At 71.0% G+C, this 19,674-nt stretch carries 18 protein-coding genes; 6 read left to right on the forward strand and 12 right to left on the reverse strand.

Annotation, left to right across the window (positions count from 1 at the left end; translation table 11 throughout):
* Nucleotides 1–243 precede the first annotated feature (243 nt).
* Nucleotides 244–1,395 (forward strand): type VII secretion-associated serine protease mycosin, encoded by a 1,152-nt coding sequence (mycP, locus tag AB0J93_RS19470; RefSeq protein ID WP_363923780.1) that lies wholly within the window; start codon nt 244–246, stop codon nt 1,393–1,395.
* A gap of 28 nt (nt 1,396–1,423) precedes the next feature.
* Here the strand turns inward: mycP and AB0J93_RS19475 are convergent, their stop codons facing one another.
* Both AB0J93_RS19475 and AB0J93_RS19480 read right to left on the reverse strand, forming a co-directional pair.
* Entirely contained in the window at nt 1,424–1,717 is a 294-nt protein-coding gene (locus tag AB0J93_RS19475) for a WXG100 family type VII secretion target (protein ID WP_363923680.1), read from the reverse strand.
* 26 nt (nt 1,718–1,743) lie between these two features.
* A complete protein-coding gene (locus AB0J93_RS19480) occupies nt 1,744–2,064 on the reverse strand; it encodes a WXG100 family type VII secretion target (protein WP_357581596.1) in 321 nt (106 codons plus the stop codon).
* Between the two features lie 238 nt (nt 2,065–2,302).
* On the opposite strand from AB0J93_RS19480, the gene eccE reads away from it, so the two are divergent.
* The 3 genes from eccE to rarD all read left to right on the forward strand — a co-directional run bounded on the left by eccE (nt 2,303) and on the right by rarD (nt 5,683).
* Nucleotides 2,303–4,183 carry a type VII secretion protein EccE gene (gene eccE, locus AB0J93_RS19485; RefSeq protein ID WP_363923682.1) on the forward strand — a complete coding sequence of 627 codons (1,881 nt, stop codon included), beginning with the start codon at nt 2,303–2,305 and terminating at the stop codon, nt 4,181–4,183.
* Nucleotides 4,184–4,228: 45 nt separating this feature from the next.
* The gene (locus tag AB0J93_RS19490) at nt 4,229–4,615 is read left to right on the forward strand and encodes a phage holin family protein (RefSeq protein WP_363923684.1); all 387 of its coding nucleotides are present in this window, start codon (nt 4,229–4,231) and stop codon (nt 4,613–4,615) included.
* A 132-nt stretch (nt 4,616–4,747) separates the two neighbouring features.
* On the forward strand, nt 4,748–5,683 hold the full coding sequence (gene rarD / locus AB0J93_RS19495) for an EamA family transporter RarD (protein WP_363923686.1): 936 nt from the start codon (nt 4,748–4,750) through the stop codon (nt 5,681–5,683).
* 55 nt (nt 5,684–5,738) lie between these two features.
* Here the strand turns inward: rarD and AB0J93_RS19500 are convergent, their stop codons facing one another.
* A complete protein-coding gene (locus AB0J93_RS19500) occupies nt 5,739–6,431 on the reverse strand; it encodes a zf-HC2 domain-containing protein (RefSeq protein ID WP_363923689.1) in 693 nt (230 codons plus the stop codon).
* Nucleotides 6,428–6,943, reverse strand: a complete 516-nt coding sequence (locus tag AB0J93_RS19505) for a sigma-70 family RNA polymerase sigma factor (RefSeq protein ID WP_093404197.1) — start codon at nt 6,941–6,943, stop codon at nt 6,428–6,430. The genes AB0J93_RS19500 and AB0J93_RS19505 overlap by 4 nt, the downstream gene beginning before the upstream one ends.
* Nucleotides 6,944–7,168: 225 nt before the next feature.
* Between AB0J93_RS19505 and AB0J93_RS19510 the strand changes: the two genes are divergently transcribed.
* Entirely contained in the window at nt 7,169–9,292 is a 2,124-nt protein-coding gene (locus AB0J93_RS19510) for a PhoX family phosphatase (RefSeq protein ID WP_363923691.1), read from the forward strand.
* An 82-nt stretch (nt 9,293–9,374) separates the two neighbouring features.
* Here the strand turns inward: AB0J93_RS19510 and AB0J93_RS19515 are convergent, their stop codons facing one another.
* A complete protein-coding gene (locus tag AB0J93_RS19515; RefSeq protein ID WP_363923693.1) occupies nt 9,375–10,157 on the reverse strand; it encodes an IclR family transcriptional regulator C-terminal domain-containing protein in 783 nt (260 codons plus the stop codon).
* 154 nt (nt 10,158–10,311) lie between these two features.
* On the opposite strand from AB0J93_RS19515, the gene AB0J93_RS19520 reads away from it, so the two are divergent.
* Nucleotides 10,312–11,514, forward strand: a complete 1,203-nt coding sequence (locus AB0J93_RS19520; protein WP_363923695.1) for an MFS transporter — start codon at nt 10,312–10,314, stop codon at nt 11,512–11,514.
* 75 nt (nt 11,515–11,589) lie between these two features.
* On the opposite strand, the gene AB0J93_RS19525 is transcribed toward AB0J93_RS19520, so the two are convergent.
* The 7 genes from AB0J93_RS19525 to nuoI all read right to left on the reverse strand — a co-directional run bounded on the left by AB0J93_RS19525 (nt 11,590) and on the right by nuoI (nt 19,674).
* Nucleotides 11,590–12,657, reverse strand: coding sequence for a polyprenyl synthetase family protein (locus AB0J93_RS19525; protein WP_363923781.1), 1,068 nt, complete (start codon nt 12,655–12,657; stop codon nt 11,590–11,592).
* Between the two features lie 108 nt (nt 12,658–12,765).
* Nucleotides 12,766–14,316 (reverse strand): NADH-quinone oxidoreductase subunit NuoN, encoded by a 1,551-nt coding sequence (nuoN, locus tag AB0J93_RS19530; RefSeq protein ID WP_363923697.1) that lies wholly within the window; start codon nt 14,314–14,316, stop codon nt 12,766–12,768.
* Between the two features lie 52 nt (nt 14,317–14,368).
* Complete coding sequence (locus AB0J93_RS19535; RefSeq protein ID WP_363923699.1) at nt 14,369–15,901, reverse strand: NADH-quinone oxidoreductase subunit M; 1,533 nt, start codon at nt 15,899–15,901, stop codon at nt 14,369–14,371.
* 79 nt (nt 15,902–15,980) lie between these two features.
* Nucleotides 15,981–17,927 carry an NADH-quinone oxidoreductase subunit L gene (gene nuoL / locus AB0J93_RS19540; RefSeq protein ID WP_363923782.1) on the reverse strand — a complete coding sequence of 649 codons (1,947 nt, stop codon included), beginning with the start codon at nt 17,925–17,927 and terminating at the stop codon, nt 15,981–15,983.
* A 24-nt stretch (nt 17,928–17,951) separates the two neighbouring features.
* A complete protein-coding gene (gene nuoK, locus AB0J93_RS19545) occupies nt 17,952–18,269 on the reverse strand; it encodes an NADH-quinone oxidoreductase subunit NuoK (RefSeq protein ID WP_013731028.1) in 318 nt (105 codons plus the stop codon).
* Entirely contained in the window at nt 18,266–19,036 is a 771-nt protein-coding gene (locus AB0J93_RS19550) for an NADH-quinone oxidoreductase subunit J (protein ID WP_099847902.1), read from the reverse strand. The genes nuoK and AB0J93_RS19550 overlap by 4 nt, the downstream gene beginning before the upstream one ends.
* Nucleotides 19,033–19,674, reverse strand: coding sequence for an NADH-quinone oxidoreductase subunit NuoI (gene nuoI / locus AB0J93_RS19555; protein ID WP_363923703.1), 642 nt, complete (start codon nt 19,672–19,674; stop codon nt 19,033–19,035). Before nuoI ends, AB0J93_RS19550 begins: the two co-directional genes overlap by 4 nt.

Raw genomic sequence — 19,674 nt, forward strand, 5'->3', positions numbered from 1 at the left:
CTCCTCCCGGGCACAGGCCATAGGTATCGGATACAACCTACAAGGTGATCACAAGATCACAATGTCAGGCTGGCGGTGGCCCGCCCGGTTCACCAGCAACCGATAACATCCCGTTCCGGTGTCGACACGATACGGAGGCGGTCGATGTACCGGGTACCAGGCGCGCCGCGACACCGGCGAGGTGCTCGACGCTCGCCGTACCTCCACCTGACGGCTCCGCTCGCAGCCCTGCTGGCCGGCTCGATGACCACGGTCGCGGCGACGCCGGCCCGTGCCGCGCCGGGATGCGCGTCGCCACCGGCACCGGCCCGGCCGGTCTCCGCGACCCCGTGGGCACAGCAACGGTACGCCCCGGAGCGCCTCGCCCGGCTGGCCACCGGCGCCGGAGTCACCGTGGCGGTGGTCGATTCGGGCGTGGACCGGCGGCATCCTCAACTGGCCGGGCGGGTGCTCGCCGGCACCGACCTGCTCGATGTCGGCGGCGACGGCGGCCTCGACTGTGTCGGTCACGGCACCGGCGTGGCGAGCATCATCGCCGCCGCGCCACGCGACGGGACGATCTTCCGTGGGCTGGCGCCGAAGGCCCGGATCCTGCCGGTCCGGGTCAGTGAACAGCAGGTCGTGGACGGGCGCGGGACGGGACGCACGGCGGCGCCCCGGGACCTCGGCCGGGCCATCCGCTGGGCGGTCGACCAGGGCGCCACCGTGGTAAACCTCTCCGTGGTGCTCTACGCCGACCATCCCACGGTCCGCACGGCGGTCGCGTACGCCCTCAGCCGGGACGTGGTCGTGGTGGCCGCCGCCGGCAACCTGCCCGGTGGTGACGAACGCCGCCCCTATCCGGCCACCTATGACGGCGTGCTCGGGGTCGGTGCGGTCGGCGCGGACGGGGTGCGGGCCGACTTCTCGCAGACCGGCGCCCACGTGGATCTCGTCGCTCCCGGTGTCGATGTGCTGATCGCCGCCACCGGGCACGGTCACCGCAGCGCCGACGGAACCAGCTACGCAGTGCCCTTCGTCGCCGCCACCGCAGCCCTGCTGCGGCAGTACCGCCCCGACCTCAGCGCGGTCGAGGTGGCCCGGCGGATCGTCGCCACCGCCGATCCGGCGCCCGGTGGTGGGTACGGCGCGGGGGTGCTCAATCCGTACCGGGCGGTGACCGAGACCGGGTCGGTGCCGGGGCAGGCGCGGCCGGCGACCGGGCTGGCCGACGACCGGCCCGATCCGACGCTGCTGGCGCAGCAGGACCGCCGGAGCGACGCGCGCAGCCGTGCACTGCTGCTGACCGGCGTGGGGGTGCCTTTGGTGGCTGCCGTCGTGCTGGCCGCGACGGTGTTGCCCCGAGGCGTGCGCCGACGATGGCGTCCGGCCGACCACGAACACGACGCGGGGTGACGCCGATCGGCGTCACCCCGCGGAGCGGTCACTGGAAGAGGCTGGTGTTCCGCTTCTCGGTGTCGAGGTAGTCGGCCGCGGACTCGTCCACCGCGAGCTTGATGTCCCGCAGCATCACCTGGAGGTCCTGCGAGGCGTTACGCCACCGTGCCTGCCGCTGCTCGTAGGCCTGCTGGGCCGCACCGGACCAGTTGGCGACAAGCGGCGCCGCGTCGCGCTCCAACTGGCCGAGTTGTGCGTCCAGCGTGTTCAGCGCCCGTTGGATGTCCGCGCTGGCCTGTTGCAGCGCGGCGAAGTTGACGACCAGCACACCGTGCTCCATCGGATTCTTCTCCCTGGGGTCGTGGGCTAGAGCGGCAGTTGGATGCCGCCGCGGTTGGTGGCGGCCACCCGAGCGGCCGCCTCGGTGTCCGACGCGTCGTACCGCGTACCGGCGGTGCGGATCGCACCCGCCGTCTCCCGCAACGCCTGCTGCAACCCGGCCTGGTCCTCCGCCCACTTCCGTTTGACCTGCTCGAACGACCGGCCACCAGCCCCTCGCCAGGCCTGCTGGAGGATCTCCAGCTGGACCAACAGTCCACTGAGCATCGACTGCAACGACTGGTCGGTCTGCTCGAACTTCGCCGCGGTCTGCTGCATCACCGCGGCCTCTGCCTGGGTCTGGGACACCTTGGACGTCACCTCGTCTCCTCGATCGTGGCTGGCCCTACGGCGGAAACGCACCACCCACGACGCCGGAGGCGAGCACGACGCGGGATGGGCCAACGAGAACTCGTCGCTGAGAGTAGCGACACGATCGCGGTTCTGCTACCCCACCGCGTTCCCCTGTGGACAACGCGATCGCTCGCCGGTAATTACGATGGGCGGCGGCAAAGTCGCGATAGGTGACCGGCTTGGGGAGGGTGTGGTGGCGACAACCCTCACTCCCACCCGCCCGGACGCGGCCGCTCTCCCCCGCTCCGGCGACCCGTCTTGCGGCTCCGGGCCTCGGATCCGCCCCACCGGGCCGCGACGACGCACCGGCCGTCGGGGGCGCACGACCCGGTTTCGCTCCGGTCAGATCGTCACGACCCAGGTGGTGGCGGCGACGCTCGTCGCCGTACCGGGCCGGGGTCCGCTGGCGACGGCCGCCACGACGCTGGTGGTGGTCGCGCTGCTCGCCGTGACCTGGTGCCGGGTTCGTCGGCGATGGCTGCACGAGTGGCTGGTCATCGGCCTCGGCTATCTGGTCCGGCGGCGGGTGACCAGACCCCACTCCGGCCCCACCGAGCTGCTCGGCCTGGTGGACCCGCACGCCGTGATCCGTCCCGTCTGGCTGGGCGATGGTCCGGCACCGGTGCTGGACGACCCGGGCGGCCTGGTGGCGCTGCTGGAGATCGGCGACCCGGCCGACCTGCTCGGTGCGGGCAGCCGGTCACTACCGTCACCCGCGTCACTGCTCCCGGTCGAGACCGACCAGACGCCGCCCGTACGCGTGCAACTTCTCCTCACCGGCACGCCGGCGCCGGTGGTCGGTGCCGGCGGCGGCGCGGCGGCCGTCTCCTACCGCCAGCTCACCGACGGGCAGCTGGCCGGCCGGGAGCGGGCGGTGCTGGCGGTACGGGTGTCGCGGGCGCCGGGCTGGCCGGAGGAGGCGCTGCGGCACACTCTCGGGGGCACCGTCCGGCGGCTCGTCCGACGGCTGCGGCCCCTTACCGTGCGACCGATGGGCGAGCAGCCGATCCGGCGGGTGCTCGCCGAGTTCGCCCACCACGACGGACGGCCGGTGCGGGAGTCCTGGCAGGCGGTCCGCTGCGGCGGCCTGCTGCAGACCACCTTCCGGTTGAGTCGATGGCCGGGCGGGGACGCGGCCACGCTCGTGCCCCGGCTGTGGGGGCTGCCGGCGACCGCGATCACGGTGTCGCTGCACACCGGGACGGAGCGGCCGGCAGCCACCGGGCTGCTCGTACGGCTGGCCGCGGCGACGCCCTCCGAGCTGTCGGAGGCGGCCCGGCAGTTGCGGCGGACGGTGGCCGCCGACGGCGCGGCGGTGGAGCGGCTCGACGGCGGGCAGTTGGCTGGGCTCGCCGCAACGCTGCCGTTGGCTCTGCCCGGGGCGCCGACGCTGACCGCTGCCGGGAGACCGGAGCGGGAGGTGTCGTTCGGTCGCGACGACCTGGAGCGGGAGCTGCCGTTCGGTGCCGCCGGGCTGATGCTCGGCGTCAACCGGCACGGCCACGCTGTCACCGTCCGGCTGTTCCGGCCGGAGAGCACCCGACTGGTGCTCGTCGGTGGGGTGCCCGCCGCTCAACTGATCGCCGTGCGCGCGATGGCACTCGGTGCCCGGGTGATCGTCCAGACGGCTCGGCCGCACGCCTGGGAGCGGTTCGTCCGGGGCACCGGCGGGCCGGGCGGGCCTGTTCCGCTGACACCGCCGGACCGCCCGGTGGCGGGAGCACCCGGCACGCCGCTGGCCCCGGTGCTCGTGGTGCTGGACGCACCAGCGCCGGCCGGTCCACGGCCAGGCACGGCCTGGCACACCACGCTGCTGGTCCGCGACGTGCTGGCCCCGGCCGACGCGGACGCGTTGGGCCGGGCCGACCTGGCGGTGTTCCAGCCGCTCAACCCGGCCGAAGCCACCGTCGCCGGCAACGCGCTGGGGCTCGGCGACGCGGCGGAGCTGCTGACCCGGATCCGGCACGACATGGTCGCCGTGGTCAACCGGCGGGCCCTGCGTTGGGCGCTGCTCGCCTGCACCCCGATCGAGGCGCAGCTCATCGACGGCCGGGCTCTGCGCCGGGCACAATGATCTCGCGGGTTCCGCCCACGCGCCCGCCGTGGCACCATGCCCGCCATGGGTTTTCTGAAAGGTCTACTGATCCGGGTCGGCGCCACGGCGGTGGCCTTCTGGCTGGCCACACTGCTCATTCCGGGCATCTCGCTCGACACGGAATCGGTCTCCGAGACGATCCTGACCCTGGTCCTCGTCGCGGTCATCTTCGGCGTGGTCAACGGGGTGCTACAGCCGATCATCAAGACCGTCGGCTGTGGCTTCTACCTGCTCACCCTCGGCCTGATCGCACTTGTGGTCAACGGCCTGTTGTTCCTGCTCACCGGCTGGATCGCGGATCAGGCCGGGCTGCCCTTCGACGTCGACGGCTTCTGGCCGGCCGCGGTGCTGGGGGCGCTCTTCGTCGGCGTCGTCACCTGGATCCTCGGCGCCATTCTCGACCGCGACTGACCGCCTTCCGGCACACCGCCGACCCGGCCGGTGGTCACCCACCGGCCGGGCGCGGGCGGACCAGCGCGACGAGGCCGTGAGCCCGCTCACCAGCAAGGATCGACAACCCCGGACGCCCCTTACGGTGGAGCCGTGACGTCGCTCCGCCTCGGCTACCTCTACGGACTTGGTGCCTACCTACTGTGGGGGTTCTTTCCGCTCTACTTCAAGCTGCTGCGCCCAGCCGGCCCGCTGGAGATCCTGGCGCACCGGGTGGTGTGGTCCGTCGCCTTCGTCGCACTGCTGCTCGTGGCGCTGCGCAACGTCGGCTTCCTGCGGTCCCTGCTGCGCCGGCCACGGACGCTGGCGGGCATCGGTGCCGCCGCCACGCTGATCGCGGTCAACTGGTTCACCTACATCTACGGCGTCAACTCGGACCGGGTGGTGGAGACCGCCCTCGGCTACTTCATCAACCCGCTGGTCGTGGTCCTGCTCGGGGTGCTGGTGCTACGCGAGCGGCTGCGCCCGGCGCAATGGTTGGCGCTCGGCGTCGGTGCCCTGGCCGTGGCCGTGCTCACCGTCGACTACGGCCGGCTGCCGTACCTCGCGCTCATCCTGGCGTTCACCTTCGGCGGGTACAGCCTGGTGAAGAAGCGCCTCGGCCTGCCCGCGGCGGAGGGCCTGTTCGTCGAGTCGGCTGTGCTGTCGCTGCCCGCGCTGGGCTACCTCGGCTGGCTCGCCGCCACCGGTGACGCCGCGTTCGGCCACGTCTCGGCCGGACACACGGCCCTGCTGGTGCTCGCCGGAGCGCTGACCGCCATACCGCTGCTGCTCTTCGCCGGTGCCGCCAACCGGCTGCCGCTGACCGCGCTCGGCATGCTCCAGTACGTGGCGCCGATCCTCCAACTCGGCTGCGGCGTACTGATCTTCCACGAGCCGATGCCGCCGGCCCGGCTGGCCGGCTTCGCCCTGGTCTGGCTCGCCCTGATCGTCTTCACCGCCGACGCGGTACGCCAGGCGCGGCACACCCGCCGCCTGCGCCTGGACGGCACCGTGCCACCCACGGCGGCGGTCGCCACCAGCCGCTGAGGTCGCCACCAGCCAGCAGCCGCCGAGGTCACCAGCCAGCCGCTGTCGTTCCGGCTCAGCGGACCTCGTAGGCGAGTACGGGAGTGCCGTCGGCACGGATCAGTTCCAGCCGGACCAGTTGGGCGTTGGTGAAGCGGGTCGCCCCGGTGATCCGCAGGTCGTCGCCGGGTGCTGCCAGCCAGGAACCGATCTGCTCCTGCGAACCGTCCCCGGCGTGCGCCACCAGCCGGAAGGCGTTCGCCTTGCCGTACCCGGCCCGCTCGTCGTAGCCGCAGTGCATGGTGACCTCGGTGCCCCAGTTGGTGCCGGTCAGGCCGATCTCGGCGTGCACCGGGACCGTTCCGGCGACCGGTTGCATCTGCACCATCCGCACCTGGCCGCCCGGCGCGTTCGGGCCCTGCCCGGGCAGCACCGTGGCCACCCCGAAGCCGACCACCAGAGCGAACGCGGCGGCGGCCAGCCCGATGACCGCGTACCGCAGCCGGCTGGCCTGCCGCTCGCGGCGGCGGCGGTCCCGCGCGGCGTTGAGCAGCTCGGGCACCCGGGGGTTCTCCGGCGGCGGCAGGAACTGTTCCAGGCTGGCCGGATCCAGCCGGCCGAGCAGGCCGGGCAGCACGGCGATCTCGGAAACCGACTGCTGGCAGGCCGGGCAGTCGACGAGATGCCGTTCGTAGGCCACGCGGTCGGCTGGGGAGAGCGCACCAAGCACGTACGCCCCGTCGTCGTACGCGAACTCGCAACGGTTCATCCGGTCACCCCCATCTCGGCCAGGACCAGCCGCAGGGAGCGCAGCGCGTAATGGGTGCGGGACTTCACCGTGCCCGGCGGCACGCCCAGCCGGGAGGCTGCCTCGGAAACCGATCGCCCCTGGTAGAAGCACTCCACCAGGACGTCGCGGTGCGAGGGACTGAGCCGGTTGAGCGCCTCCGCGACCGTCCACGCCTCGACGGCGCGCTCGGTTTCGTCGACGACCTCCGGCGGCTCGGGCAGTTCGTCGGTGTAGACCTCGCCGACCCGGGTGGATCGCCGCCGCCAGGCGTCGATCGCGAGGTTGCGCGCGGTGGTGAAGAGCCAGGCACGTACCGAACCGCGCCGGGGGTCGAGCGACTCCGGGTGCCGCCAGGCCCGCAGCAGCGTCTCCTGCACCAGGTCCTCGGCGCGCTGCCGGTCGCCGTTGACCAGCCGCAGCGCGTGCGCGTACAGCGCCTCGGCATGCTCGTCATGCAGGGCGCGCAGCAGGTGGGCGTCGTGGTCGCTGATGGTCTTCTCCTCGCTCTCGGCGCGAGCGGGCGCGGTGTTACGACCAGAGATACGTGCTGTCACGCCTATCGGTTCATTCCCAGCTCAAACCTGGGATTCCCGAGGTGGAGTTCATCGCTGGTTCACATCGACGCTGACCCGCGCTCACCGCGCCGCCCTAGCGTCCGGCGGGTACGCGTCGGTGACCTGCACCGACGTGCACCGACCCTCAGGAGGATCCTCCCCATGAGCGACCGTCCCCGGCTGCTCCCGCTGCTGGGCACCCCCCGCCACGGCAGCCGCGACGCCATGACCTGCCTCTACCGCTGCGGCAACGCCTGTGACCACCCGGTACCCAACACCTCCGACAACCCGTACTTCGGTGATGTGGTGAACGCCGAGGTCAGCCGCCGCGGTGTGGTCCGCGCCGGGGCGGTCGGCGCTCTGGTGCTCGGTTTCAGCGGCGCTGCGGCCGGCGCGCTGGCCGGCGCGGCTCCCGCCGCCGCAGCCCCGGTCCCCCCGGTGCCCCCGGCCGGTCAGCCGGCGGCGGCCGGCCGTCGCCCGGGCAGCGGTGCCCTGAGCTTCAAGCCGATCCCGCCGAACACCCTCGACACGTTCGTCGTTCCGAACGGCTACGACCACGCCGTGGTCATCCGCTGGGGTGACCCGGTGGTGCCCGGTGCGCCGGAGTTCAACCTGCGCCGGCAGACCGCCGCCGCGCAGGCCAAGCAGTTCGGCTACAACAACGACTTCGTCGGCGTGCTGCCGCTGGACAAGCGCGGCAAGCGCGCGCTGCTGGTGGTCAACCACGAGTACACCAACGAGGACCTGATGTTCCCGGGCTTCACCAGCCAGGACGCGCTAAGCGTCGAGCAGGTGAAGGTGGCGATGGCCGCACACGGCATGTCCGTGGTGGAGATCGAGCGGGTCGCCGGCACCGGCCAGTGGCAGGTCGTCGACTCCGGCCGCCGACCGTACAACCGCCGCGTCGACGCGCTGAGCAGCAAGTTCGAGCTGACCGGCCCGGCCGCCGGCTCGTCGTTCCTGAAGACGGCCGCCGACCCGAAGGGTCGTACGGTCATCGGCACGCTTAACAACTGCGCCGGCGGCGTCACCCCCTGGGGCACCGTGCTGTCCGGTGAGGAGAACTTCAACCAGTACTTCGTCGGCGGCGACGCGGCGCCGGAGTCGGAGAAGGCCCGGCTGGCGCGCTACGGCATCTCCACCACCGCCCGCTACCCCAGCGGCAGCCGCAAGTGGGACCGGGCCGCCGACCGCTTCGACCTCGCCAAGCACCCCAACGAGGCCAACCGGCACGGCTGGGTCGTGGAGATCGATCCGTTCGACCCGGAGAGCCGCCCGCGCAAGCACACCGCGCTCGGCCGGTTCAAGCACGAGGGCGCGAACGTCATCGTCGCGCGCAGCGGGCACGTGGTCGCGTACATGGGCGACGACGAGCGCTTCGACTACCTCTACAAGTTCGTCTCGGACAAGAAGTTCATGAAGGGTGACTCCTGGGTCGCCCGCAAGCACAACCTGACGCTGCTGGAGTCGGGCACCCTCTACGTCGCCAAGCTCGACCAGACCAGCGCCGGTGAGATCGACGGTTCCGGCAGCCTGCCCAGCGACGGCGCCTTCAACGGCAGGGGCCGCTGGATCAAGCTGGTCAGCGGCAACCGCTCCTACGTGGACGGCATGACCGCCGCCGAGGTGCTGACCTTCACCCGCATCGCCGCCGACAAGGCCGCGGCGACCAAGATGGACCGCCCCGAGGAGGTGGAGATCAGCCCGCGCACCGGCAAGGTGTACGTGGCGCTGACCAACAACTCCGCCCGTGGGGTCGGCAGCAACCCGGCGCCGGACGAGGCCAACCCGCGTACCGCGAACCGGCACGGGCAGATCCTGGAACTGGTCGAGGACCGGGGGGACAACACCTCCGACACGTTCCGGTGGTCGCTGCCGATCGTCTGCGGCGACCCCGCGGACCCGTCGACCTACTTCGCCGGGTACGACAAGACCAAGGTGTCGCCGATCTCCTGCCCGGACAACCTGCTCTTCGACCGGGCCGGCAACCTGTGGATCTCCACCGACGGCAACGCCCTGGGCAGCAACGACGGGCTCTTCGCTACGCCCATCGAAGGGCCGGAGAAGGGCCACCTGAAGCAGTTCCTGACGGTGCCGGTCGGCGCGGAAACCTGCGGCCCGTTCTTCACCGAAGACGAGCGTTCGGTCTTCGTGGCCGTGCAGCACCCGGGTGAGATCACCGGTGCCACGGTCGACGACCCGGCCTCCACCTGGCCGGACGGCGACTACGCCAAGCCGGGTGTGGTGGTGACCTGGCGGCTGGACGGCGGACCGGTCGGTAGCTGACCCCGATCCGGCATCGCGCCGGCCGCCCATCCGACGGCCCTCTCCCCACCAGGGAGGGGGCCGTCTCGGCAGGTGCCGAGGGTCAGTTGTCGGCGGCCAGGCCGTCGGCGATGGCGCGCGCGGCGGTGAGCAGTTTCGTCCGCACCACCCGGGCGGAGGTCATCATCTCGCTGGCCGGCAACGCGCAGGCCAGCACCGTGCGCCGTTCCATGTCCTTGTCCGGGCACACCAGTACGGCGGCGCAGGCCACACCCTGCCGGAACTGGCCCAACTCCAGCTGCATCCCGCGTCGGTCCCCCGCCGACAGGTCGGCCTCGAAGGCCTCAGGGGTGGTGAGGGTGGCGCTGGTGAACGGACGCATGCCGTACTCGCGCAGGTAACGTTGGCGCTGCTCGGCGGTGAGCGTGGCGAGCAGGGCCTTGCCGAGCGCGGTCGCATGCGCGCCCTCGTCGAACCCGGGGACGAGATCCTCCAGGTACGGCGAGCGGTGTCCCTCCGCCACGGCGGTGATCGCCACCTGGCCACCCACGAACCGGCCCAGGAAGTGACTCCAGCCGGTCTCCAGGGCCGCCCGCCGCAGGCTCTCCCCGATGGCCGGTGAGCCGCGGAACGCGGCGACCAGCTCGCGGTAGCGGTCGGCCACCTCCAGACCCACGATGTACGTGCCGTCCTCCCGACGGATCACATAGCCCTCGTAGGCGAGGGTGCGGACCAGGTGGTACGTGGTGGCCACGGTCAGCTCGCAACGGCGGGCTATCTGTTTGACCGTCAGGCCCCGCGGGGCACGACCGACCGACTCAAGCACTCGAAGCGCGCGGGAGACACTTCGGATCAGGTCCGAAGGTTCCGCCAGGGGGTCACGCACAACCACCTCCGCCACCGGGGACTTACACCATATGAAAAAGCGGCCCGCCGCGAAACGCCTGATCGGGTGGATGATCCAAGGTAATCGAGTACGCGATGTGAGGTGCACCGCACTTTCCGTTGCCGAGATGCGGCTGGCGTAGGTTGGCCGCACCATGACCCACATCGCCCCTCCACGTACCTCGGCGACTGTCGCACGGCCTGTCCGGGCCAGTGCGGTCGCGGTCACCGTCACGATCGTCTGTGTCCTGCCGGTCTTTCTGGTCGGCGGTCTCGCCGTGCAGATGCGGGAGGAGTTGGGTTTCTCCCCCGCCGGCCTGGGACTCGTCGTGGCGGTCTATTTCGCGGTCGGTGCCCTCGCCTCGGTGCCCTCCGGTGGGCTGGTCGAGCGGTGGGGTGCCGCCGTGGTGGCCCGGGCCGGCATCGTGGTGTCCGCCGGCTCCCTGCTGGCCGTTGCGGTGGCCGCCCGGTCGTATCCGGTGCTTGTCGGTCTGCTCGCCGTGGCCGGCACCGCGAACGCACTCGGTCAACTGTCCAGCAACGCCCTGCTCGCCCGGCACGTCCCGCCCCGTCGGCAGGGCCTGTCGTTCGGCGTCAAGCAGGCGGCCATCCCGGTCTCCACCCTGCTTGCCGGCGTGGCGGTGCCCACCGTCGCGCTGACCGTCGGTTGGCGGTGGGCCTTCGTGGCGGCAGCCGGTGCCGCACTGGCCGCGCTGCCGGCCGTACCCGCGCAGGGCGCCCAGCCCGCACGGCGGCGCACCGGAAGGACCGGCGGCGCGAGCCCGGGACTGGTGCTCGTCGGGGTGGCCGCGACGCTGGCCGCGGGTGCGGCGAACGCGCTGGGCACCTTCGTGGTCGACGCCTCGGTCGATCGGGGTCTCGGTCCGGGAATGGCCGGGCTCACCCTGACCCTCGGCAGCGCGGTCTGCGTGGCGGCGCGGATCGGGGTCGGCTGGCTGGCCGACCGACGCACCGGCGGACACATCGCGGTGATCGCCGCTCTGCTGGTGGCCGGTGCGGTGGGGCTGGGCCTGCTCGCGGTGGCCGGCCCCGGGCCGTTGGTGGTGGGCGTGGTGCTCGGCTTCGGTCTCGGCTGGTCCTGGCCCGGGCTGATGAACTTCGCGGTGGTCCAACTGCATCCGCAGGCACCGGCCGCGGCCACCTCGATCACGCAGACCGGGGTGTACGCGGGCGGCTGCCTCGGCCCGCTCGCCCTCGGCCCCCTGGCCGCCGCAGCCGGCTACCCCGCGATGTGGCTGACAGCCGCCGTCGCCATGCTCGTCGCCGCCACCCTGATGCTGACGGCCACCCGCCTACTCCCCACCCCCGCTGACCCACACCCGCGCCCAAGCGGTTGATCAAGAAGTTTGCGTCTAGATCCGCGCGGACGGCGACCAAAACTTCTTGATCACGCCGATGGAGGTGGGGGTGGGTCAGCTGGTGCGGTCGGCGATGTGGTCGCAGAGGGATTCGAGGGCGTGGCGGGCCGGACTGGCCGGCAGGGGTGCCAGTTGGGCGCGGGCGTCCTCGGCGTAGCTGCGGACGGTTTCGCGGGCGCGCTTGAGAGCAGGGCTCTCGCGGAGCAGGCCGAGCGCCTCCGCGTGCCGGGTGTCGTCGGTCAGCGGCCCGGTGGCCAGGATCTCCCGCAGCCGCACCGACGCGGCGTCCGCGTCGTCGGAGGCGAGGGCGTAGAGCACCGGCAGGGTGGGCACGCCCTCCCGCAGGTCGGTGCCGGGCGTCTTGCCCGACTCCGTCGACTCGCTGGCGATGTCGAGCAGATCATCGGAGAGCTGGAAAGCCACCCCGATGGTCTCGCCGTACCCGGCCAGCGCCGCCACGTGCTCCGGCGTCGCCCCACTGAACTGGGCGCCGAAGTGCGCGCTGGTGGCGATCAGGGAGCCCGTCTTCTCGGCGATCACCCGCAGGTAGTGCGCCACCGGATCGTCGTCGGCCCGGGGGCCGACGGTCTCGGCGATCTGGCCGTGGACCAGCCGGGCGAACGTCCGCGCCTGCAGGCGTACCGCCTCGGGGCCCAGCTCGGCCGCCACGTCCGCGGCCCGGGCGAAGAGGTAGTCGCCGACCAGGATGGCCACCGAGTTGGTCCACCGGGAGTTGGCGCTGGGCGCGCCCCGGCGCACCGATGCCTCATCCATCACGTCATCGTGGTAGAGCGTGGCCAGGTGGGTCAGCTCCACCACCACGGCCGCCGAGACGACCTCGGCTCGGGTTGGATCGCCGAACTGGGCGCCCAGGGCCACCAGCAGCGGCCGGAACCGCTTCCCGCCGGCCTCCACCAGATGCCGCGCCGCCTCGGTGACGAACGGGTCGGCGCTGGCGATGCTGGCCAACAGCTCCGTTTCCACCGCTGCCAGCACGCCGAGTACGGACTCCTCGCTGCGCGGATCGGCGAGGTGAAGCCCGAGCGCGCCGAACTGACCCGCGCTGGAGCGGCTCCGGCGAGCACCGGAGCCGGTGACACCTGAACCCTCGCCACCCCTAATCACCACGCCTCCACCATGCCACACACGTTCTACCTGCACCGGACCGGGGATACACGGCGAGGGCCGGCCCACAGAGCGTGGACCGGCCCTCGATCGGCAGGTCAGCCGCTACCGGACGAAGTCGGCGGCGGAGGACGCGAGATCGAGCAGCGGCGACGGCGCGACGCCGAGCACCAGCGTGGCGAGCACCCCGATCACCAGCGCCGCCGAGGTGAGCCCGCCGGGAACGGCCACCGTCGGCGTCGAGTCACCCGGCTCGGAGAGCCACATCAGCACCACGACCCGCAGGTACGGGAAGGCCAACACCATGCTGGTCAACACACCCGCGATGACCAGCCACACCTGCCCGCCGTCCAGCGCCGGGCCGAAGACCGCGAACTTGCTGGTAAAGCCGCTGGTCATCGGGATACCCGCGAAGGCGAGCAGGACGAAGGTGAAGACGGCGGCATAGACCGGCGACCGCCGTCCCAGCCCGGCCCAGCGGGACAGGTGGGTCGCCTCACCGTCGGCGTCGCGCACAAGCGTCACCACCGCGAATGCGGCCAACACCGTGAAACCGTACGCGACCAGGTAGAACATGGTGCCGGAAAGGCCCTCACTGCCCGGCGCGAGCACACCGACCAGCAGGTAGCCGGCGTTGGCGATGGACGAGTACGCCAGCAGCCGCTTGATGTCGGTCTGGGTCACCGCGAACAGCGCGCCGACAAGCATGGTGAGCACCGCCACAGCGCCCAGCACCGGGGTGAAGTCCCAGCGGGCCCCCTCGAAGGCCACGTGGAACACCCGCAGCAGGGCACCGAACGCGGCAACCTTGGTGCAGGCCGCCATGAACCCGGTCAACGGCGTCGGCGCACCCTGGTAGACGTCCGGCGTCCAGACGTGGAACGGCGCGGCGGCCGCCTTGAACAGCAGACCGATGGCGACCAGCGCCATACCGGCGAAGAGGAGCACCGGGCTGGCCGTCGAGTTCGCCACGGCCGCGTTGACGGTGGCGAAGTCGACGCCCGCCTGCCGGTCGCCCAGACCGGCGGTGAAGCCGTAGATCAGCGCCAGGCCGAACAGGAAGAACGCCGAGGCGTACGCGCCGAGCAGGAAGTACTTCATCGCCGCCTCCTGGCTCAGCAGTCGCCGACGACGGGCCAGCGCGCAGAGCAGGTAGAGCGGCAGCGAGAAGACCTCGAGCGCGATGAACATGGTCAGCAGGTCGTTCGCCGAAACGAAGATCAGCATGCCGGCGATCGCGAAGGTGGTAAGCGGGTACACCTCACCCGCGCCGCCGGCGTTCTCCGCCTGCTGGCGGTCCTCCGGCGAGTCGGCGGTCACCGCGGCCTGGGCCACGAACGCACCGCCCCGCTCGACCACCCGCTCGCCGAGCAGCAGCAGCGCCACCGCAGACAGGGCGAGGATCGCGCCCTGGAGGAACAGCGTCGGCCCGTCGACGGCGATCACCCCGATGGTGATCACCCGCTTGTCGGCGTTGACCACCACCATCGTCAACGCCGCGAGAACCGCAAGCAGCGCCAGCGGCAGCTGCACGGGATGCCGCAGACGCCGGGGCACGAACGCCTCGACCAGCACCCCGACCACCGCCGCGCCAAGCATGATCAGGATCGGCGCGATCGCCGCGTAGTCGATCGGCGGCAGTTCAAGCTCGGTCACTGGACCGCCCTTTCGTTCGCGACTGCGGGGCTCGCAAGCTCACTCCTCGCGCTCACCGGATCGCCTCCTGCACGGTGTCTACCGACGGGGCCGGGTCGGTCCGGCCGACGTCCTCCATGGTCGCCTGGATGGCGGGGTTGATCACGTCCGTCACGGGCTTCGGGTAGAAGCCGAGCACCAGGATCAGCGCGATCAGCGGGGCGACGACGACCTTCTCGCGCAGGTTGAGGTCGCGCTTCATGCCGTCGATCTCGGTCAGCGCCGGGTTGAGGGTGCCCTGCGTGGTGCGCTGCACCATCCACAGCACGTACGCCGCCGCCAGGATGATGCCCAGCGTGGCGATCACGGCGACCGGCTTGTTCACCGTGAACGTGCCGATCAGTACCAGGAACTCGGAGACGAACGGCGCGGTGCCGGGCAGTGCCAGCGAGGCGAGACCGGCGAAGAAGAGCACACCGGCCAGCACCGGCACCAGCTTGCCCGCGCCACCGAAGTCACTTACCAGCGCCGAGCCCCGGCGCGCGATCAGCATGCCCACCACCAGGAAGAGCAGCCCGGTGGCGAGGCCGTGGTTGACCATGTAGAGCACGGCACCGGTGCCCGCCTGGGTGGTGAAGGCGAAGATGCCCACGCCGATGAAGCCGAAGTGGGCGATCGACGTGTACGACACCAGCCGCTTCAGGTCGTTCTGCCCGACGGCCAGCAGCGCCGCGTAGATGATCCCGATGACCGCCAGGCCCAGCGCCCACGGCGCGAACCACTGGGCCGCGTCGGGGAACAGCGGCAGGCAGTACCGCAGGATGCCGAAGGTGCCGACCTTGTCCAGGACGCCGACCAGCAGTGCGGCGGCACCGGCGGGGGCCGCGCCACCGGCGTCCGGCAGCCAGGTGTGGAACGGGAAGAACGGCGCCTTGATCGCGAACGCGATGAAGAACCCGAGGAACAACCAGCGCTCGGCGCCGGTGGAGATGTCCACCTCCGACAGCGCCACCCAGTCGAAGGTCTTGCCGCCGACCACCCACAGGCCGATCACGGCGGCCAGCATGAACAGGCCACCGACAAGCGAGTAGAGGAAGAACTTCACCGCCGCGTACTGCCGCTGGTGGCCGCCGTAGCTGCCGATCAGGAAGTACATCGGCACCAGCATGACCTCGAAGAACACGTAGAACAGGAAGACGTCGGCGGCGGCGAAGACGCCGAGCATCGTGCATTCGAGGACCAGCAGCAGCGCGAAGTAGACCGGCACCGACCGCTTGGACGACTCGGCGTCGTGCCAGGAGGCCAGGATCACCAGCGGCACCAGCACCGCGATCAGCATCAGCATGACAAGCGCGATGCCGTCGGCGGCGAAGGTGAAGTTGACCCCCCAGTTCGGGATCCACGGGTACGACTCGCGGAACTGGAAGCGCTGACCGTCGACCTGCCAGGTGACCCACATGGCCACCGACAGCGCCAGCACCAGCAGCGACCAGCCGAGCGCGACCTGCTTCGCCAGCGTCGGCCGGCTGCGCGGCAGGAGGGCGACGACCACGGCGCCGACAAGCGGCGCCACGGTGAGCACCGAGAGGAACGGGAAGTCGGACATTATGCGGCCTTACCTCCGTCGTCACTGTGCGGTCCGCCGGCGACGGCCGCCTGAGAGGCCGACAGCCTCAAGAGGTCGATCACGCCAACCACCCCGCCTGTACGGCCAGGAAGGCGGCCACCACCAGCAGCGCGCCGGTCAGGATCGAGGTGGCGTACGACCGGACGAAGCCGGTCTGCAACCGCCGGAGCCGGCCCGATCCACCGCCGACGCCCGCGGCCAGTCCGTTGATCAGCCCGTCGATGCCCCGGTTGTCCAGGTAGACGAGCGCCCGGGTGAGGAAGATGCCCGGCTTCTCGAAGACCGCCTCGTTGACCGTGTCGGTGTAGAGGTTCTTGCGGGCGGCGGTGACCAGCACCCCGGCCGGCTGCGGCGAGATCGCCGTGCCGCCCCGGAACAGGAACCAGGCCAGACCCGCGCCGATGACCGTGACCAGTAGCGCGAGCACGGTGATCGCCAGATGCGAGAGCACCGCCTCGTGCGGCTCGGTCTGGGCGCCCAGCCCGCCAGTCGCCTCCAGCCAGGTGGGAACCGGACCCGCCATCAGCGCACCCGCACCGACCGAGCCGATCGCCAGCAGGATCAGCGGGATCGTCATCAGCGGCGGCGACTCGTGCGGGTGTTCGATGTCCGTGGTCCACCGCTTCGGCCCGTGGAAGGTGAGCACGAACAAGCGGGTCATGTAGAACGCGGTCAGTCCGGCGCCGAGCAGCGCGGCGCCGCCGAACAGCCAGGCGGTCCAGCCCTCCCGGGCGAACGCCTCCACGATGATCGGCTCCTTGGAGAAGAAGCCGGAGAACGGTGGCAGGCCGATGATGGCCAGCCAGCCCGCACCGAAGGTCAGCCAGGTGATCTTCATGTACTTGGACAGGCCGCCGAAGCGACGGATGTCGACCTGGTCCTTCATGCCGTGCATGACCGAGCCGGCACCGAGGAACATGTTGGCCTTGAAGAAGCCGTGCGCCAGCAGGTGCACGATGGCCAGCGCGTACGCCGCGCCGCCCAGCCCGACGCCGAGGAACATGTAGCCGATCTGGCTGACCGTGGACCAGGCCAGCACCCGCTTGATGTCGTCCTTGGCGCACCCGATGATCGCGCCGATGAGCAGGGTCAGCGCACCGACGCTGACCACCACCAGCTGCAACGTGGCGTTCGCCGAGAAGATGATGTTGGAGCGGGCGATCAGGTAGACACCGGCGGTGACCATCGTCGCGGCGTGGATCAGCGCCGACACCGGGGTCGGGCCCTCCATCGCGTCCGGCAACCACGCCTGGAGCGGGAACTGGCCGGACTTGCCGGCCGCGCCGAGCAGCAGCAGCACGCCGAGCACCAGCACGGTGCCGCCGGCCAGCGCGCCGACCCCGTTGAACACCTCGTCGTACTGGGTGGTGCCGAGGGTGGCGAACATGATGAAGATGGCGATGGCGAGGCCGGCGTCGCCGACCCGGTTCATCAGGAACGCCTTCTTACCGGCGGTGGCGGCGGCCGGCTTGGTGTACCAGAAGGAGATCAGCAGGTACGACGCCAGACCGACGCCCTCCCAGCCGAAGTACAGCATCACGTAGTTGTTGCCGAGCACCAGCAGCAACATGGCCGCGATGAACAGGTTGAAGTACGCGAAGAACAGTCGGCGGCGCTCATCGTGCGCCATGTACTCGACCGCGTACAGGTGGATCAGGAAACCCACACCGGTGATCAGCAGGACGAAGACCCCGGCCAGCGGATCGAACAGCAGACCGAAGTCCACGTGCAGGCCGCCGACCGCGATGAAGTCCCAGAGGCTCAGCTGGACCGACCTGTTCTCCAGGCCGCGCAGGCCGAAAAAGTAGCTCAGGCCGAGCAGGAAGGCGGCGCCGACCGCGGCCACCCCGAGCCAGTGCCCCCAGCGGTCGGCCCGCCGACCGAGCAGCAGCAGGATCGCCGCGCTGACCAGCGGGATGGCCACCAGCAGCCAGACGCTGCTCAGCAGCCCGTCCGCCGTCGCGTACGAGACGGTCTCGGCCGGAGCAGCCTGGGCGTACGTCATGATTTCGTCCACCGGTGGGCCCCTCTAGTACTTCAGCAGGTTGGCGTCGTCGACGCTGGCGGAGCGTCGGGTGCGGAAGATCGCCATGATGATGGCCAACCCGACCACGACCTCGGCCGCCGCCACCACCATCACGAAGAACGCCATGATCTGGCCGTTGAGGTCACCGTTCATCCGGCTGAAGGTGACAAGCGCCAGGTTGGCCGCGTTGAGCATCAGCTCGACACACATGAACAGCACGATCGCGTTGCGCCGGACCAGCACCCCGGCGGCGCCGATGGTGAACAGCACCGCGGCGAGGACCAGGTAGTAGTTCGGCTCGACCGAGAAGAAGTCACTCATTTCTCAGTGCCCTTCAGCGTGGTCTCCTCGGCGGTCAGCTCCCGCACCGGCAGGATGTCCGGCGTGCTGCGCTCACTCAGCCGCCCGTCCGGCAGGCGGGCCGGGGTGGCGACCGACGAGGAGGTGGCGAAGACACCCGGGCCGGGCTTCGGGCCGGGGTAGTTGCCGGGCGCGAAGCGGGCCTTCATGGTGGCCACCTGGTCGCGCTTGTCCTCCTTGCGCCGCTCGACGTGCGCGAGGATCATGCCGCCGATGGTGGCGGTGATCAGCAGCGCCGCGGTGAGCTCGAAGGCGAAGACGTAGTCGGTGAAGAGCAACCGGGCGATGCCCTCCACGTTGCCGCCCGCGTTGGCCTGCTCCAGGCCGACCGGCGTGCTGCCCTGGGTGGCCCGGTATACCCCGCTGCCGAGCAGGCCGGCGAAGCCGAGCCCCAGCCCGATCGCCGCGATCCGCTGGCCGCGCAGCACCTCGATCAGCGAGTCGGAGGCTTCCCGACCGACAAGCATCAGTACGAACAGGAAGAGCATCATGATCGCGCCGGTGTAGACGATGATCTGCACCATGCCGATGAACGGCCCTGCCTGGAGTACGTAGAACACCCCGAGGCTGAGCATGGTCAGCACCAGCCACAGTGCCGAGTGCACCGCGTTGCGGGCGGCGACCATGCCGATCGCACCGGCCAGCGCGAGCGGAGCGAGGATCCAGAAGGTCACCGCCTCGCCGCCGGAGACCGCACCGGAGGCGGCGAGCAGCGTCGAGGTGCTCATGCCGAATCCCCCTTCTCCGCCTCGGCCCGCTGGGCGGCCTGCTCGGCACCGGGGAAGGTGACGCCCGGGTGCTCGTCCACCTGATAGCGGCCCGGCCCCATCGGCGAGCGCTCCGCCCCGGCGGAGGTGCCCGGGTTGGTGAGGCTGCCGATGTAGTAGTCCTTCTCGCTGTCACCCAGCCGCATCGGGTGCGGCGGCTGCTCCATCCCCGGCAGCAGCGGCGCCAGCAGCTGTTCCTTGGTGAAGATCAGATCCTGGCGGTTGTCCCGGGCCAGCTCGTACTCGTTGCTCATGGTCAACGAGCGGGTCGGGCACGCCTCGATGCAGAGCCCGCAGAAGATGCAGCGGGCGTAGTTGATCTGGTAGACGCTGGCGTACCGCTCACCCGGCGAGAAGCGCTGCTCGTCGGTGTTGTCGCCACCCTCGACGTAGATCGCGTCCGCCGGGCAGGCCCAGGCGCACAGCTCGCAGCCGATGCACTTTTCCAGCCCGTCCGGGTGCCGGTTGAGGATGTGCCGCCCGTGGTAGCGCGGCGCCGGCTTCGGCGGGGTGAACGGGTAGTCGGTGGTGACGACCTTCCTGAACATGTGCGAGAAGGTGACCCCGAAGCCCTTGAACGTTCCGGTGATCGCGCCCAC

The sequence above is a fragment of the Micromonospora sp. NPDC049374 genome (genome assembly GCF_040677165.1).
Lineage (GTDB): Bacteria > Actinomycetota > Actinomycetes > Mycobacteriales > Micromonosporaceae > Micromonospora.

Coding starts and splice junctions, on each gene's coding strand:
- nuoL (WP_363923782.1), bottom strand. CDS start 17,927: ATGACGTACGCCCAGGCTGCTCCGGCCGAGACCGTCTCGTACGCGACG.
- nuoK (WP_013731028.1), bottom strand. CDS start 18,269: ATGAGTGACTTCTTCTCGGTCGAGCCGAACTACTACCTGGTCCTCGCC.
- AB0J93_RS19520 (WP_363923695.1), top strand. CDS start 10,312: ATGACCCACATCGCCCCTCCACGTACCTCGGCGACTGTCGCACGGCCT.
- AB0J93_RS19490 (WP_363923684.1), top strand. CDS start 4,229: ATGGGTTTTCTGAAAGGTCTACTGATCCGGGTCGGCGCCACGGCGGTG.
- AB0J93_RS19475 (WP_363923680.1), bottom strand. CDS start 1,717: ATGGAGCACGGTGTGCTGGTCGTCAACTTCGCCGCGCTGCAACAGGCC.
- mycP (WP_363923780.1), top strand. CDS start 244: ATGACCACGGTCGCGGCGACGCCGGCCCGTGCCGCGCCGGGATGCGCG.
- AB0J93_RS19510 (WP_363923691.1), top strand. CDS start 7,169: ATGAGCGACCGTCCCCGGCTGCTCCCGCTGCTGGGCACCCCCCGCCAC.
- AB0J93_RS19535 (WP_363923699.1), bottom strand. CDS start 15,901: ATGTCCGACTTCCCGTTCCTCTCGGTGCTCACCGTGGCGCCGCTTGTC.
- AB0J93_RS19500 (WP_363923689.1), bottom strand. CDS start 6,431: ATGAACCGTTGCGAGTTCGCGTACGACGACGGGGCGTACGTGCTTGGT.
- AB0J93_RS19550 (WP_099847902.1), bottom strand. CDS start 19,036: ATGAGCACCTCGACGCTGCTCGCCGCCTCCGGTGCGGTCTCCGGCGGC.